We start from the raw sequence: 14456 nt of genomic DNA, 5'->3' as shown, positions 1-14456 counted from the left end.
GCCTCACTTCAGGTGCCGGGCGAAGAACCGGTTCCCGGCGTCCCCCTCGAACTGCGGGACGCCGGTGTGCCCGCCCATGTTGGCGTGCAACGTCTTCTCCTTGGTGCCGAAGGCGTCGAACAGGTCCAGCGCCAGCTGCCGGTCGTTTCCTTCGTCGTCCCACTGCAGCAGGACCTGCAGCGGAATGGTGACCTGCCGGGCCTCCTCGAACAGGGCGCGGGGCACGAAACTCCCGGCGAACAGCAGGGCGGCCGAGATGCGCGGCTCGACCACCGCCAGCCGGATGCCGATGGCGATCACACCTCCCGCGTACCCGACCGGCCCGCCGATCTCGGGCAGCGCAAGGAGGGCGTCCAGGGCGGCCCGCCATTCCGGGACCGCCGCTTCCACCAGCGGGAGCACGAGCCGGTCGACGATCTCGTCGGCGACCGGCTCGCCGGCCCGCAGCGCCCGGCGCAGGTCGGCGCGGGCCTGTTCGGCGGCGGCGGAACGGGGCCGGTCACCGCTGCCGGGGAGTTCGATGGTGGCCGCGGCGTAGCCCTCCGCCGCGGCGTGCCGGGCCCGGGCCACCAGCCGGGGATACATCTTGCGCAGCCCGCCGGGGTGGCCGAGCAGGATCAGCGGGGCCGGTGCGGCTCCGGGCGTCCACAGGATGCCGGGGACCCCGCCGAGGGTGAATTCGCGTTCGAGGACGCCGTCGTCGAGGCGCTGTTCGGAAGTGAATCGCATGGTCGTGCCTTTCGGGAGTGCTCGTGAAACGGCGCTCCCGGACGACCTACCGCCCGACCGTGACCCCGGAGGGGAGCACCCAGGTCGAAAAGTTCACGGGTACCACCTCCTCGTTCTCTCGCACGGCCTCCGGAAAGCTAGCAGTGGTCGCCGTGGTTCGCCAACGGGTTTTCCGGCGCACCACGACGGTCTCAGAACAGCGGGAAGGACTTGCCGCGTTCCTCCTCCGGCCGCGGGCCGAAGATGCGGCGGTCCTGCTCGTTGATCGGCAGGTCGTTGATGCTCGCCTCGCGGCGGCGCATCAGGCCGTCGTCGCTGAACTCCCACAGTTCGTTGCCGTAGCTGCGGAACCACTGCCCCGACGCGTCGTGCGACTCGTACTGGAAGCGGACCGCGATCCGGTTCCCGCGGAAACCCCAGAGTTCCTTCCGCAGCGCGTAGTCCAGTTCCCGTTCCCACTTCGACGTCAGGAACTTCACGATCTCCGCGCGCCCCACCACGTGCTGATCGCGGTTACGCCACACCGAATCCTCGGTGTAGGCCAGCGCGACCTTCTCCGGGTCACGCGTGTTCCAGGCGTCTTCCGCGGCCTGGACCTTCTGGGCGGCGGTGGTCTCGTCGAACGGCGGGAACGGTGGTCGGCTCATGACCGAGAGCATAGAGAACCAGCGTTCTCCCCGCTAGTGCGAAAAGTGCCCGGCGGGAGTTGGGGCTCCCACCGGGCCTTTCCGCGCTGTCCGGCCAGAGACCAGCGCGCACCGCTCTCCCCGTCAGGAGGAGGGAAAACGGCGAGTCAGAGATCGGTCAGGTACCGGGCGTAGGCGCCGGTCGTCAGGAAGCTCGGCAGCCGGTCACCCAGCGCCGTCTCCACGAAGATCTCGCGGGCATCGTCGAGACGGCCGTCGCCCAGTTCGGCGCGAATCGCGGCGAGTTCCTCGTCCAGCCAGGCCCGCGCCAGCTCCGGCGTCACCGCGGTGCCGTCGCCGAGCTTCGTGCCGTTGCGGACCCACTGCCACACCTGGCACCGCGCGATCTCGGCCGTCGCGGCATCCTCCATCAGGTTGAAGATCGCCGCCGCGCCCGTCCCCCGCAGCCACGAGTCGATGTAGCGCAGCGCGACGTTGATGTTGCCGCGAACGCCCTTCTCGGTGACCTCACCGCCGGCGGTCGCCACGTTGAGCAGGTCGTCGGCGGACACCGAGACGTCGTCCCGCAACCGACCGAGCTGGTTCGGCCAGCCGCCGAGCACCTCGGTGAAAGCCTCGTCGCACACCGGCACCAGGCCCGGATGCGCGACCCAGGAACCGTCGAAACCGTCGCCGGCCTCGCGTTCCTTGTCCTGCCGCACCTTTTCCAGCGCGGTGGCGTTGGCCTCGGGGTCCTTGCTCGGGATGAACGCGGCCATCCCGCCGATCGCGTAAGCCCCGCGCTGGTGGCAGGTGCTCACCAGCAGTTCGGTGTAGGCCCGCATGAACGGCACCGTCATCGTCACCTGCGCCCGGTCCGGCAGCACGAAATCGGCCCCGTGCCCGGCGAAGTTCTTGATGAGGCTGAAGATGTAGTCCCAGCGGCCGGCGTTGAGCCCCGAGGCGTGCTCACGCAGCTCGTAGAGGATCTCCTCCATCTCGAACGCCGCGGTGATCGTCTCGATCAGCACCGTCGCCCGGATCGAGCCGCGCGGGATGCCGAGTTCCCGTTGCGCCATCAGGAAGACCTCGTTCCACAGCCGCGCTTCGAGGTGGCTTTCCAGCTTCGGCAGGTAGAAGTACGGGCCGGTGCCGCGCGCCAGCAGCTGGCGGGCGTTGTGGAAGAAGTACAGCCCGAAGTCCACCAGGCTCGCGGAGACCGGGCGGCCGTCGATGCGGATGTGCTTCTCCACCAGATGCCAGCCCCGTGGGCGCGCGACGATGGTGGCCGGGTCGTCTCCGATCGCGTACTGCTTGCCGCCACTGGAGAAGTCGATGCCGCGGCGGATCGCGTCGTACAAGTTCAGCTGGCCACCGATGATGTTGGCCCAGGTCGGCGAGGTCGCGTCCTCGAAGTCCGCGAGCCACACCTTCGCACCCGAGTTCAGCGCGTTGACGGTCATCTTGCGGTCCGTCGGGCCGGTGATCTCCACGCGCCGGTCCTCCAAGCCGGCCGCCGCGGGGGCCACCTGCCACGAGGGGTCGTTGCGGATCCATCGGGTCTCCGGCAGGAAATCGAGTGGCTGCTCACCGGAGGCGAGCTTCTCCCGGCGCTGCCGGCGCGCGTCGAGCAGCTCGCGCCGGCGGCCGGCGAACGCGTTGTCCAGCTTGGCGATGAAGTCCACCGCGGCCGGGGTGAGGATCTCGTCGAAGCGTTCCCCCTGGGGACCGGCGACCTCGATCCGGGACGTGAACCTGCTAGCCATGACGACCTCTCTCGGGCACGAAATGCGGGGGCCGGTAGGCACCGGCCCCCGCGAACCGGTGTGTCAGTGGAACTGGGCTTCTTCCGTGGAACCCTTGAGCGCGGTGGTCGAGCTCTCCGGGTTCAGGGCCGTCGACACCAGGTCGAACCAGCCGGTGCCGACCTCGCGCTGGTGCTTCGTGGCGGTGTAACCCCGCTCCTCCGAAGCGAACTCGCGCTCCTGCAGGTCGACGTAGGCCGTCATGCCCTCGCGGGCGTAGCCGTGCGCCAGGTCGAACATCGAGTAGTTCAGCGCGTGGAACCCGGCCAGCGTGATGAACTGGAACTTGTAGCCCATCGCACCGAGCTCGCGCTGGAACCGCGCGATCGTGTCGTCGTCGAGGTGCTTGCGCCAGTTGAACGACGGCGAGCAGTTGTAGGCCAGCATCTGGTCCGGGTGCTGGGCCTTGATCGCCTCGGCGTACTTGCGGGCCACCTCGAGGTCCGGCGTCGAGGTCTCCATCCACAGCAGGTCGGCGTACTCGGCGTAGGCCAGGCCGCGGTCGATGCACGGCTCGAGGCCGTTGGAGACCTCGTAGAAGCCCTCGGAGGTGCGGTCGCCGGTCAGGTACTTGCGGTCGCGCTCGTCGACGTCGCTGGTCAGCAGCGTCGCGGCCTGCGCGTCGGTGCGGGCGACGACGATCGAGGGCACGTTGAGCACGTCGGCCGCGAGGCGCGCGGCGTTCAGCGTGCGCTCGTGCTGCTTGGTCGGGATGAGCACCTTGCCGCCGAGGTGACCGCACTTCTTCTCGGACGCGAGCTGGTCCTCCCAGTGCACACCGGCGGCGCCGGCCGCGATCATGCCCTTCATCAGCTCGAACGCGTTGAGCGGACCACCGAAACCGGCCTCGGCGTCGGCGACGATCGGGGCATACCAGTCGATGTCGGAGTTGCCCTCGGCGTAGTTGATCTGGTCGGCGCGGCCCAGCGCGTTGTTGATGCGGCGGACGACCGCGGGCACCGAGTTCGCCGGGTACAGGCTCTGGTCCGGGTAGGTCTGGCCGGCCAGGTTGGCGTCGGCCGCGACCTGCCAGCCCGACAGGTAGATCGCCTTCAGGCCGGCGCGAACCTGCTGCACCGCCTGGTTACCGGTCAGCGCGCCGAGCGCGTGCACGTAGTCCTCGTCGTGCAGCAGCTGCCACAGCTTCTCCGCGCCGCGGCGGGCCAGCGTGTGCTCCTCGACCACGCTGCCGCGCAGCTTGATCACGTCCGCCGCGCCGTAGGACCGCTTCACGCCCTTCCACCGGGGGTCGGTCTCCCACTGCGCGGTCAGCTCGGCCGCCGCCTGCTCGAAGTTCTGTGCCATGAGATGTCTCCACCTTTGCAAAGTTTGCGACGAAACGCGTCCTGTCCTGACCATGACATGTCCTGCGGAAACAGCGCCACGCCTCCAATTTGCCAATTTATGCGAATCTTTCGTAGCATGTTGTGAAGGTTGCGAACGCGAGGTTCGCAGGTCGTGGAAATCGTCGTGACTGAACCGGTTTCTTGATCGGTCCGGCCCGGAAGATCTCCGATGGAAAGGGCGCGAATGGACAAGACTTTCGCCGGCGCGAAACTGCGTCATCTGCGGGAGAGCCGCTCGATGAGCCAAGCCGACGCCGCCCGGCTACTGGAAATCAGCCCCAGCTACCTCAACCAGATCGAGCACAACTCGCGCCCGCTGACCGTTCCGGTGCTCCTTCGCATCACCGAAGCCTTCGGTGTGGACACCGAGTTCTTCGCCAACACCGACACGGCGCGCCTGGTCGCGGACGTGCGCGAGGCGATGCTCGACGAAGCGGTCGGCATCGAAGCGACCACCGGCGAACTCAACGACCTGGCGACCAACCTGCCGACCATCGCGCAGGCGCTGGTGAAACTGCACCGCAGCTACCGCAACGCGGTGGAGACGACCGCGGCGCTGGTGACCGAGAACGGGATGGGGGTGCACGGCAGCGCGGCGGCGCCGCTGCCGCATGAGGAGGTCCGCGACTTCTTCTACGAGCGCGAAAACTACGTGGGCGAACTCGACGAACGGGCCGAAAAGATGGCCGCCGCGATGGACCTGCGGCCCGGCCACGTGCACGCGACGCTGCAGGCCCGGCTCACCGATCACTACGGCGTGCAGGTCACCACCGAGGGCATCGACGAAGCGGCGGGCCAGCAGCATCGCTACGAGCCGGGCGCGCGCGTGCTGCGGCTCGCGCCGAGCCTGCGAGTCGGGCAGCGGGCGTTCCGGATGGCCTCGCAGATCGCGCTGCTCGAATACGACGAGCTGATCACGGAACTGGCGGACTCGTGGGCGTTCTCCGGTCCGGCGGCGCGCTCGCTCGCACGGGTCGGGCTGGCGAACTACTTCGCCGGCGCGCTGATCCTGCCCTACGGGCCGTTCCTGTCCACGGCGGAGCGGTTCCGGTACGACATCGAGCGGCTCTGCGATCACTTCGGCATCGGCTTCGAGACGGTGTGCCACCGGCTTTCCACCCTGCAGCGGCCGAAGATGCGCGGGGTGCCGTTCTCGTTCGTGCGGGTGGACCGGGCGGGGAACATGTCGAAACGCCAGTCGGCGGCCGGGTTCCACTTCTCGCGGGTCGGCGGAGCGTGTCCACTGTGGAACATCTACGAGGCCTTCACCGCCCCCGGCAAGATCATCACGCAGATCGCGACCCTGCCCGACGGGAAGAGCTACTTCTGGATCGCGCGGACGGTCGCGCGCAACATCGGCGGGTACGGCAGCCCCGGCAAGATGTTCAGCGTCGGCCTGGGCTGCGAGCTACGGCACGCGCGGCGGCTGGTCTATTCCACGGGCCTCGACCTGGACGACCGCGCGGCCGCGACGCCGATCGGTATGGGCTGCAAGGTGTGCGACCGGCAGGCGTGCCCGCAGCGCGCCTTCCCCACCATCGGCAAGCAGCTCACCGTCGACGAGAACACCAGCACCTTCGTCCCCTACCCCGCCGTCCCCAAGGCCTGACCACCCGCGAGTTGGCCCCCACGTCCGCGAGTTGGCCCCCGGCGTCGGCGAGTTGGCCGACGGCGTCGCCGAGTTGGCCGACAACGAGCCAGCCCGGCGACCCGGCGAACCAACCCAGCGACCCGGCGAACCAACCCAGCGACCCGGCGAGCCAACTCGCGGACGTTAGAGCCAGTCGAGCCAGGTGCCGTGGGGGTCGGTGTAGGCGATGGGGTCGCGGTCGCGGGTGAGGACGGCGCCGTCGCGCGACAGGACGGCGTCGTGCTCGGGACCGATGCCCGGGGGCGGGGTCGCGCCCGGGGCCTCGTTCGACAGCCAGACCGCGCCCGATTCGGCGACCGCGTCGGCGAAAGCCGCTCGGTCGGCCGGGTCGCGCACGTAGGCCAGCACCGCCGTATGAAACACGACGAGCGTCGCGTCGCGCGGCGCTTGCGCTGCCAGCGCGAGGAAATCGGCGCGCAGGTCGCCCTGGTGCACCGGCGGCGGGTCACGGCGCGCGATCTCGAGCGCGGCGCGCAGCCGCGGGATCCGCTCCTCCTCCCCCGGCCAGATCAGCGCCTCGAGCCACGCGCAGTCATCGGGATCGCGCACGTCGAGCGGATTCAGATCGAGCCCGGCCCGCCACGCGACCTCCGGCACCCGCGTGGGCAACGGCGTCGCGTCGTTCGCCTTGCACGGCAGCATCAACTCACCGGGAATCCGCACGCGGCCGTAGTCGTAGCCGTACCGGTCCGGCTGCAGGCACAGCCCCGCCGACGCACCGACCTCGAGCAACGCCAGCGGCTGCGGCAACCCGGCGAGCGCGGGCAACAGCGTCGCACAGCGGGCGGGCTCGTTCGTCTGCGTCGTGCGCGCGAGCATCACCTCGCGGATCTCGCCGGCGCGCTCCGCGAAAGAAACGCGGAACGACGGCCAGCCCCGGATCGGCCCGCACAGGTACTGCACCGCGCCGTAGAACAGGTTCGGCTGCCACTTCGGCCTCGGCAACGCGGCGACGAACGCGAGCACCTCCGGGTCCGCGGCGACTCGCCGCGAGATGTCCCGATAGATCGGAGACCGGCCACCCGCTTCCCGTTCGGCAAAACGCCGGTAGATCCGGGCGACCGGCTCCGTCATGACTCCCCCAGCGACTCCTGCAGCGCCTTGTCGGCCTTGCGGGCCATGTCCTTGATCGCCTCGCGGCGCTCGGCGTCGGCCTCGTAGTCCGCACGCCGGTCGCGCACCACGCGTGCCGGTGAGCCGACGGCGATCGCGTAGTCCGGGATGTCACCGCGCACCACGGCATGCGCCCCGAGGACGCAGCCACGGCCGACCCGCGTGCCGCGCAGCACCGACACCTTCGTGCCGATCCAGGTGTCCGGCCCGATCCGTACCGGCGATTTGATGATGCCCTGGTCCTTGATCGGCAGGGTGATGTCGTTCGTCACATGGTCGAAGTCGCAGATGTACACCCAGTCCGCGACGAGCGTGGCCGAACCGATCTCGATGTCGAGGTAGCCGTTGAGCACGTTCTGCCGCCCGAACACGGTCTTGTCACCGATCCGGAGCGAACCCTCGTGACAGCGGATCGCGTTGCCGTCACCGATATGCACCCAGCGGCCGATCTCCAGCCGCCCGTAGCCGGGGCGGCAGTGGATCTCCACGTCCTTGCCGAGGAACACCATGCCGCGCAGGATGATGTGCGGGTTGGCGAGCCGGAACTTCAGCAACCGCCAGTACCGCACGAGATACCAGGGCGTGTAGGCGCGGTTGCGCAGCACCCAGCGCAGCGAGTCGGCGGTCAGGAACCGCGCCTGCCGCGGGTCCCGCCGGGCCCGCCGCCAGGCCCCGACCCGGGAAAGCACGGGCGATCCCCACATGGATGTCATAGGTTGACAGTATGGCCGCCTCTCAGCTGATCATCGATACGGACCCGGGCGTCGACGACGCGTTCGCGATCTCGCTCGCCGCGCTGAGCGAGGACGTGGACCTGCTCGGTGTCACCACGGTGTTCGGCAACGTCCCGCTCGAGCACACCACCCGCAACGCCCTGCGTGTCCTGCAGTTGTGCGGCCGCGCGGACGTCCCGGTCGCCGCGGGCGCCGCCCGCCCGCTGATCCACCCGCAGGCCGCCCGCGCCGGGCACATCCACGGCGAGGACGGCCTCTCCGGCCGGTCGGCCGCGCTGCCCGAACCCGAGCGCGACATCGAACCCGGCGGCGCGATCAAGCTGCTGGTCGGCTTGCTCGAAGAGGCCGGCGAACCAGTGACGATCGCCCCGATCGGGCCGCTGACGAACATCGCCCTGCTGCTCGCCGCGCATCCGCACGTCAAGGCCAAGATCGACCGGATCGTGCTGATGGGCGGCGGGGTCAACCGCGGCAACACGACGGCGACCGCCGAGTTCAACATCTGGAGCGACCCGGAAGCCGCCCGCCGCGTGCTGGTCGAGGAGAACGTGCCGTGCGTGATGGTGCCGCTCGACCTGACCTACAAATGTGCCGTGGACGCCGAGTGGCTGGCCAAACTCGCCGCGGGCGGGCCGATCGGCGCCGCGCTGAACGCGCTGACCCCGGACTATCTCGCGTCCTACCGCCGCTCGCTCGGCTGGGACGGGATCGTGCTGCACGACGCGGTGGCCGTGGCCGAGGCGATCCGCCCCGGCATCCTGCGCACCGAGACCTACCCGATCGAGGTGGAGACGTCTTTCGGGCCCGGACGCGGCAGCACCCTCGTCGACAGCCGGTTGCCAGGGCTGCGCGGCGAAGGTGAAGGGGCCGGCGCGCCGAGCACCGTCCAGGTCGCGATGGACACCGACGTGGACGGCCTCGGGGAGTTCGTACTGGGACGTCTTACGCGGTGAGCGCGCCCTTGAGCACGGTGATCGCCTGCGTGATCGCGGCTTCCGCGGCATGGGTCTCGCGCAGCGCGTTCAGCATCACGAAGTCGTGGATGATCGCGGCGTACCGGACGGCGGTGACGGGCACCCCGGCCTGGCGAAGCTTGGCGCCGTAGGCCTCGCCCTCGTCGCGCAGCACGTCGGCCTCGCCGGTGACGACGAGCGCCGGCGGCAGGCCGGCGAGTTGGTTGAGGCTCGCGCGCAGCGGGGACGCGGTGATCTCCGCGCGCTGGGACTCGTCGGTCGTGTACTGGTCCCAGAACCACTTCATCCCGGTGCGGGTGAGGAAGTAGCCGTCGGCGAACTGCTCGTACGAGCCGGTGTCGAAATTCGCGTCGGTGACCGGGTAGAACAGCACCTGTTGCTTCAGCGCGACATCGCCTCGCTCCTTCGCCATCAGGGTGAGCGCGGCGGTCATGTTCCCGCCGACCGAGTCCCCCGCGACGGCGATCCGGCTCGGGTCGAGGTCCTTCTCCGCGCCGTGCTCGGCGACCCACTTGGCGACGGCGTAGTTCTGCTCGATCGCGACCGGGTAGCGGACTTCGGGCGAGAGGCTTTACTTGGGGAACACGACGGCCGCGCGCACGCCCACCGCCAGTTCGCGGATCAGGCGATCGTGCGTGTGCTCGTTGCCGAACACCCAGCCCGCGCCGTGGATGTAGACGATGACGGGCAGCGTGCCCGTCACGCCCTTCGGGCGCAGGATGCGGACGGGCACGCCGGCGACGACGGTGTCCTCGATGTCGGCCTCGGGCTTGACGATCTCGCCCGACTGCACCTCGTCGACCGTCTTGCGGCCGTCGACCGGGCCGAGATCGTAGAGGTAGGGCGGGTTGTCGGTGGCCTCGGCGAACGCCTGGGCCGCGGGTTCAAGGGCGAGGTTCCGGGGGTTGGCGGTCATGTCCTTCTCCTTGAGGTTCCCGGTGCTGGTCGAACCGGATACGACGAAAGTAGCGTCCAATTAAGTTGTTCACAACTTAATTGGTTCCAATGAGATGTAGAGCACCTGAATTGCGTTCCCGGGAACAACTGGCGCACCATGTGGCCAGGAGGTGATCGAGATGCCAGCGGAGGCTCCCCGACTCGACGACCAGGTGTGCTTCGCGCTCTATGCCGCATCGCGGGCGGTGACGAGCCTGTACCGCCCGCTGCTCGACGAGCTCAACCTGACCTATCCGCAGTACCTCGTGATGATGGTGCTGTGGGAGCACGGCAGCAGTCAGGTGAAGGATCTCGGTGCCGCGCTGAGCCTCGACTCCGGCACGCTGTCCCCGCTGCTGAAGCGCCTGGAGAAGCTGGAGTACGTCCGCCGCGAGCGGCGCAGCGACGACGAGCGCTCGGTGTGCGTCACGCTGACGGAGAAAGGCGAATCACTGAAGGAGAAAACCATCTCGCTGCCGGTCACGATGGGCGAGGCGATGGGCCTGGACTCCGCCGGCCTTGACGAGCTTCGGGAAACCTTGCGCGCGCTGACGAACTCGGTGAACGACTACCGCGTCAGGCCCACGGCTGCGGCATCCTGAGCCGGGCGAGTCGCCTGTCCAGTTCCGGATCCGTGACCGAGACGCAGGCCGGGTAACGCACCCCGGGATCGGGTTCGAGAAGCTTTTCGCAGGTGATCCGGTACTCCCACGGCTGCGCCAGGTCGTAGGCGTAGCTCAGCCCGTTGCCCGGCCGCGGGAACACTTTGGACAGCCGGATCTCGTGCTCGTCCCGGTGCTCCGCCAAGCCGTGGAACGGATCCGAATAGCGGGCACCGTCCACCTCGAACTCGTGCAGCTCGTCCCCGCGATGCCCGGCGAGGATCCGGACGATCTCGTGCAGCGCGCCGAGCGTGGTACCCGCCGGGACCAGCACACGCCACCATTCGCCGGTGGTGCGCGAGATCTTCAGCTGCTGCACGCGGACGCGGAAGTTCGCGGCGGTCAGCGCCCGATGCAGCTCCCGCGCACCGGAGTGGTCGCTGTCTTCGAGCACGGCCAGGCCACCGCTGTCGCGTACATAGTGGAACGCGTCCTCGAGGCCCCGCCGCGCACGCGCGGCCAGCGCGTACTCGGTGATCAGCCAGCGGCGTTGCGCGCCGTCGACCCCGCGGCCCTCGCCCCAGCTCTTCAGCGCGGCCATCGCGTGCGGGCGCAAGTTCTTGTGCCGCAGGCAGTTCCGCCATGCCGGAAGCGCTTCCTCGCCGAACCCGGCGACCACGTCCACCGCGGCGACCCGCTCGACCGGGGCCGCGTACTCCGCGGCGTACAGCAACTGCGCCGCGCCGTAGACGGGACGGCGGTCGCCGAACCAGCGCAGCGCGAGGCGCCAGGCCTCGTCCTCGGGCAGCGGCGCGAGCCGGGCGAGCAACTCGGGGGCGGGCAGATCCGGCGTCACCGACTCGGGCGCGCGGGCCTCGAACCTCTCGTGCGCCCAACGTCCGAGCGGGGTCAGGCGCTTCTTGCCGTCCAGCGCACCGAAACTCGTCAGCAGCGCAACGGCCTCCTCGACCGGCAGCTGCCCGGTCTGGCGAAAGGACTTATACGCCGTGCCGGCGTCCTCGTATTCCTCGACGATGTCGCCCACGGACTCCAGCGGGGCCTCGTCGGCGGCCGCGGTGAGCACCGCGCGGCACAGGGTGCACGCTCCGCGGCGATCCCGGTCATGCGATTCGGCGGCGAGTACCGCGTCGAGCCCGGTCAGCCACAGCTGCGCCGGGTCACCGTCCACTTCGCACGCGACCGCCTTCGCGGCGCCGACCTCGATCAGCCCGGCGGCTTCCGCGGCGACCCACGGCCAGTGGATGGGCGGTACGTCGGCGGCCGTGCGCACCTTCGCCGGTACCTGGACACCGAGCGCCGCCGCGGCGGCCGGCAGTTGCGAGGGTTTCAGGACACCTTTGGCGGTAACGGGTTTTCCCGGACCGACCCAGCGCTTGAGCTTGATCGCGTGCGACAACCCCCGGCCGGCCAAGGTCGAGATCTGCGACGTTGTCACGCCCAGACTCTAGACCACCGCCCGGGTCAGGCCCACTTGACACAACCTCCGCCGGCGACGAGCGTCCTGCCAGTATGGGAGAGGTTCGAGTCGAACCGGCACGCGGCGACGACGCCGCCGCCATCCTCGCCGTGCACGTCGCCGCCCGCAGCAGCTACTACCGCGGCTTCCAGCCGGAGGAGAAGCTGGCCCGGTCGAACGCGCGCGATCCCGAACTGTACGCGAGCATCATCCGCAGACCGGACCGCGTCGTCCGGGTGGCGAAGCTCGGCGAGGAGGTCGTGGGATTCCTGATGATCGGGCCGTGTTACTACCCCGAGCCCGATCCGGCGGTCACCTCGGAGCTGTACCAGATCCACGTACATCCGGACTGCTTCCGCCACGGGATCGGCACCGCGCTGCACGACGAGGCGATCTCGGTGTGGCGCGGCGCGGGGGTGGCGCTCGCGCGGTTGTGGGCGTGGGACTTCAATGCGCGGGCGCTCGCGTTCTACGCCGCACGAGGCTGGGTGCACGACGGGACCAATCCGCCGGGCGGGCCCGAACTGGGTGCGCACCGGATGCTCGGATACGTGCTCGATCCGCGCCGGGTCACAGCGGCTCCGGCCGGGGGAAGCAGCCCGCGAACCGTTCGAACGCCGCCTGGTCGCCGGTGAGCCGCAGCGCCCCCGCGCGCATCGCCGCCGCGACCCCCCGGCCACCGAAAACCAAGCCCCGCAACACTTTCGCATCCATCTCGGCCACGACGTCCGGTTGGGTGGCCGGCCCTCGGCCGATGTCCAGCCGCCCGCGCTCCGCCACGACGTGGAAGACGCCGGCGCCGAACCTGAGCTCGCAGGAGAAGTCCGGCCCCGGCACGTAAGTCGTCTTCAACGCGAGCATCAAGGCGTCGACGCTGAGCTCGGCGCCCGGTTTGAACGCCGTCCGGCTGCCCCAGCGGCCCAGCTCGATGAGCACCGGCTCCAGCGCGGAGCCGCGTTCGGTGAGTTCGTAGACGCGCGCGTTCGCCGGCGGGCCGAGCTCGACAATGCGGACGAGACCGGCGGCGCCGAGGTCGCGGAGCCGTTGGGAGAGCACGTTCTGGCTCATCCCTGGCAGGCCCCGCACCAGGTCGGTGAACCGCTTCGCACCGAACAGGAGCTCGCGCACGACGAGCAGCGTCCACCGCTCGCCTACCAGGTCCAGCGCCCTGGCCACCCCGCATGGATCTTCGTAGCTACGCATGCCGGAAAGTATAGCTTGTGTTTCAGGAGTGTTCACTACTAAAGTAGGAGAATGACGACAATCCCCCAGGGCGACCTCCGGCTCCTCGAGTCCGACATCGCCCGGCGCATGCTCGACTCGACCGAACTCGCCCGCCTCGCCTACGTCGCGCAGGACGGCACGCCGCGCGTATTGCCGATGCTGTTTCACTGGAACGGCACGGAAATCGTGTTCGCGACCTTCGGCGGCACGGCCAAGCTGAACGCGCTGCGCGCGCGGCCCGACGTCGCCATCACGATCGACACCGCGGGCCCGCCGCCCGTAGTCCTGCTCCTGCGCGGCCGCGCCGAGGTGGCCGAGATCGAGGGCGTCGCGCCCGACTACCTCACCATGCAGCAGCGGTACTACGGGCCCGAGCAGGGCGAGAGGGCGGCCGCGGAACTGCAGGAACCCGGTCTGCGTATGGCTCGCATCGCGGTGCGGCCGGCCTGGGTCGGCACCTTCGACTTCATGACACGCTTTCCCGGCGGGCTCAGCGCCGACGAGTTCGCGAGGCGGGGCCGATGAGCACCTTCGTCCTCATTCCCGGCGCCGGCGGCCAGGCGTGGTACTGGCACCGCGTGGTACCCGAACTCGTCGCCCGCGGACACCAGGCCGTCGCGGTCGACCTGCCCGCGGCCGACGATTCCGCGGGCCTCGCCGAGTACGCCGATGCGGTCGTCGAAGCGATCGGCGACCGGTCCGGGCTGGTCCTGGTCGCGCAGTCGATGGGCGGGTTCACCGCGCCGCTGGTGTGCGAACGCGTCCCGGTCGACCTGCTGATCATGCTGAACGCGATGGTCCCGAGGCCCGCCGAGTCACCCGGCGAATGGTGGTCGGCGACCGGGCACGACCGGCTGCACGACCAGTTCGACCTGCTGGAGTTCTTCTTCCACGACGTGCCGCCGGAGGTCACCGCGCAGGCGATGGCCGGGGGCGAGCTGCCCCAGTCGAGCACCCCGTTCGCCAAACCGTGGCCGCTCGCGAAGTGGCCCGACGTGCCGATGAGGTTCCTGCAGGGCAGTGACGACCGGTTCTTCCCACCGGAGTTCCAGCGCCCGCTGGTGCGCGAACGGCTCGGCATCGACCTGGACGAGATGCCCGGCGGCCACCTCGTCGCGCTCAGCCGCCCGGAGGAACTCGCCGCGCGGCTCGTCGCCTACCTCTGATCGCCAACCGGGCAAACCCGACTATTAATCCATTGTAGACACTCTGCCCCGCTTCACCAGCCCATGGCGCACA

Annotated in this window: 14 protein-coding genes and 1 pseudogene; 6 read left to right on the top strand and 9 right to left on the bottom strand. The window is 69.6% G+C overall.

What is annotated here, in order from left to right:
* Positions 1–3 precede the first annotated feature (3 nt).
* The 4 genes from FG385_RS21695 to aceA all read right to left on the bottom strand — a co-directional run bounded on the left by FG385_RS21695 (position 4) and on the right by aceA (position 4465).
* Positions 4–729 (bottom strand): alpha/beta hydrolase, encoded by a 726-nt coding sequence (locus FG385_RS21695; protein ID WP_139098602.1) that lies wholly within the window; start codon positions 727–729, stop codon positions 4–6.
* Positions 730–920: 191 nt separating this feature from the next.
* Positions 921–1376, bottom strand: a complete 456-nt coding sequence (locus tag FG385_RS21690; RefSeq protein ID WP_200834588.1) for a nuclear transport factor 2 family protein — start codon at positions 1374–1376, stop codon at positions 921–923.
* Positions 1377–1522: 146 nt separating this feature from the next.
* Positions 1523–3121 (bottom strand): malate synthase A, encoded by a 1599-nt coding sequence (gene aceB, locus FG385_RS21685; RefSeq protein ID WP_139098600.1) that lies wholly within the window; start codon positions 3119–3121, stop codon positions 1523–1525.
* Between the two features lie 63 nt (positions 3122–3184).
* Positions 3185–4465, bottom strand: coding sequence for an isocitrate lyase (gene aceA / locus FG385_RS21680; RefSeq protein ID WP_139098599.1), 1281 nt, complete (start codon positions 4463–4465; stop codon positions 3185–3187).
* A gap of 225 nt (positions 4466–4690) precedes the next feature.
* Here aceA and FG385_RS21675 point away from each other — a divergent pair, with 225 nt between their 5' ends.
* Positions 4691–6115, top strand: coding sequence for a short-chain fatty acyl-CoA regulator family protein (locus FG385_RS21675; protein ID WP_139098598.1), 1425 nt, complete (start codon positions 4691–4693; stop codon positions 6113–6115).
* Positions 6116–6280: 165 nt separating this feature from the next.
* Here FG385_RS21675 and FG385_RS21670 read toward each other — a convergent pair whose 3' ends face one another.
* Together FG385_RS21670 and FG385_RS21665 are read right to left on the bottom strand one after the other, a co-directional pair.
* The gene (locus FG385_RS21670; protein WP_139098597.1) at positions 6281–7231 is read right to left on the bottom strand and encodes a DUF2332 domain-containing protein; all 951 of its coding nucleotides are present in this window, start codon (positions 7229–7231) and stop codon (positions 6281–6283) included.
* On the bottom strand, positions 7228–7983 hold the full coding sequence (locus FG385_RS21665) for an acyltransferase (protein WP_139098596.1): 756 nt from the start codon (positions 7981–7983) through the stop codon (positions 7228–7230). The genes FG385_RS21670 and FG385_RS21665 overlap by 4 nt, the downstream gene beginning before the upstream one ends.
* Positions 7984–7994: 11 nt before the next feature.
* Here FG385_RS21665 and FG385_RS21660 point away from each other — a divergent pair, with 11 nt between their 5' ends.
* The gene (locus FG385_RS21660) at positions 7995–8957 is read left to right on the top strand and encodes a nucleoside hydrolase (protein WP_139098595.1); all 963 of its coding nucleotides are present in this window, start codon (positions 7995–7997) and stop codon (positions 8955–8957) included.
* On the opposite strand, the pseudogene FG385_RS21655 reads toward FG385_RS21660, so the two are convergent.
* Positions 8947–9894: pseudogene (locus FG385_RS21655) on the bottom strand (alpha/beta hydrolase). The gene FG385_RS21660 and the pseudogene FG385_RS21655 overlap by 11 nt on opposite strands.
* A gap of 160 nt (positions 9895–10054) precedes the next feature.
* Between FG385_RS21655 and FG385_RS21650 the strand changes: the two are divergent.
* Positions 10055–10516 (top strand): MarR family winged helix-turn-helix transcriptional regulator, encoded by a 462-nt coding sequence (locus FG385_RS21650; protein ID WP_200834587.1) that lies wholly within the window; start codon positions 10055–10057, stop codon positions 10514–10516.
* Here FG385_RS21650 and FG385_RS21645 read toward each other — a convergent pair.
* Positions 10491–11972: a plasmid pRiA4b ORF-3 family protein gene (locus FG385_RS21645; protein WP_139098594.1), complete on the bottom strand. Its 1482-nt coding sequence runs from the start codon at positions 11970–11972 to the stop codon at positions 10491–10493. The two genes, FG385_RS21650 and FG385_RS21645, sit on opposite strands and share 26 nt — an antisense overlap.
* A 74-nt stretch (positions 11973–12046) precedes the next feature.
* Between FG385_RS21645 and FG385_RS21640 the strand changes: the two genes are divergently transcribed.
* A complete protein-coding gene (locus FG385_RS21640; RefSeq protein WP_139098593.1) occupies positions 12047–12628 on the top strand; it encodes a GNAT family N-acetyltransferase in 582 nt (193 codons plus the stop codon).
* On the opposite strand, the gene FG385_RS21635 is transcribed toward FG385_RS21640, so the two are convergent.
* A complete protein-coding gene (locus FG385_RS21635; RefSeq protein ID WP_235022717.1) occupies positions 12564–13196 on the bottom strand; it encodes a winged helix-turn-helix transcriptional regulator in 633 nt (210 codons plus the stop codon). The genes FG385_RS21640 and FG385_RS21635 overlap by 65 nt on opposite strands.
* 51 nt (positions 13197–13247) lie before the next feature.
* On the opposite strand from FG385_RS21635, the gene FG385_RS21630 reads away from it, so the two are divergent.
* Together FG385_RS21630 and FG385_RS21625 are read left to right on the top strand one after the other, a co-directional pair.
* Entirely contained in the window at positions 13248–13742 is a 495-nt protein-coding gene (locus tag FG385_RS21630) for a pyridoxamine 5'-phosphate oxidase family protein (RefSeq protein ID WP_139098592.1), read from the top strand.
* Positions 13739–14383: an alpha/beta fold hydrolase gene (locus tag FG385_RS21625; protein WP_139098591.1), complete on the top strand. Its 645-nt coding sequence runs from the start codon at positions 13739–13741 to the stop codon at positions 14381–14383. The genes FG385_RS21630 and FG385_RS21625 overlap by 4 nt, the downstream gene beginning before the upstream one ends.
* Positions 14384–14456: the final 73 nt, after the last annotated feature.

This window comes from Amycolatopsis alkalitolerans, from assembly GCF_006152065.1.
GTDB classification, from domain to species: Bacteria; Actinomycetota; Actinomycetes; order Mycobacteriales; family Pseudonocardiaceae; genus Amycolatopsis_E; species Amycolatopsis_E alkalitolerans.
This window is presented reverse-complemented; position numbering and strand designations above follow the sequence as displayed.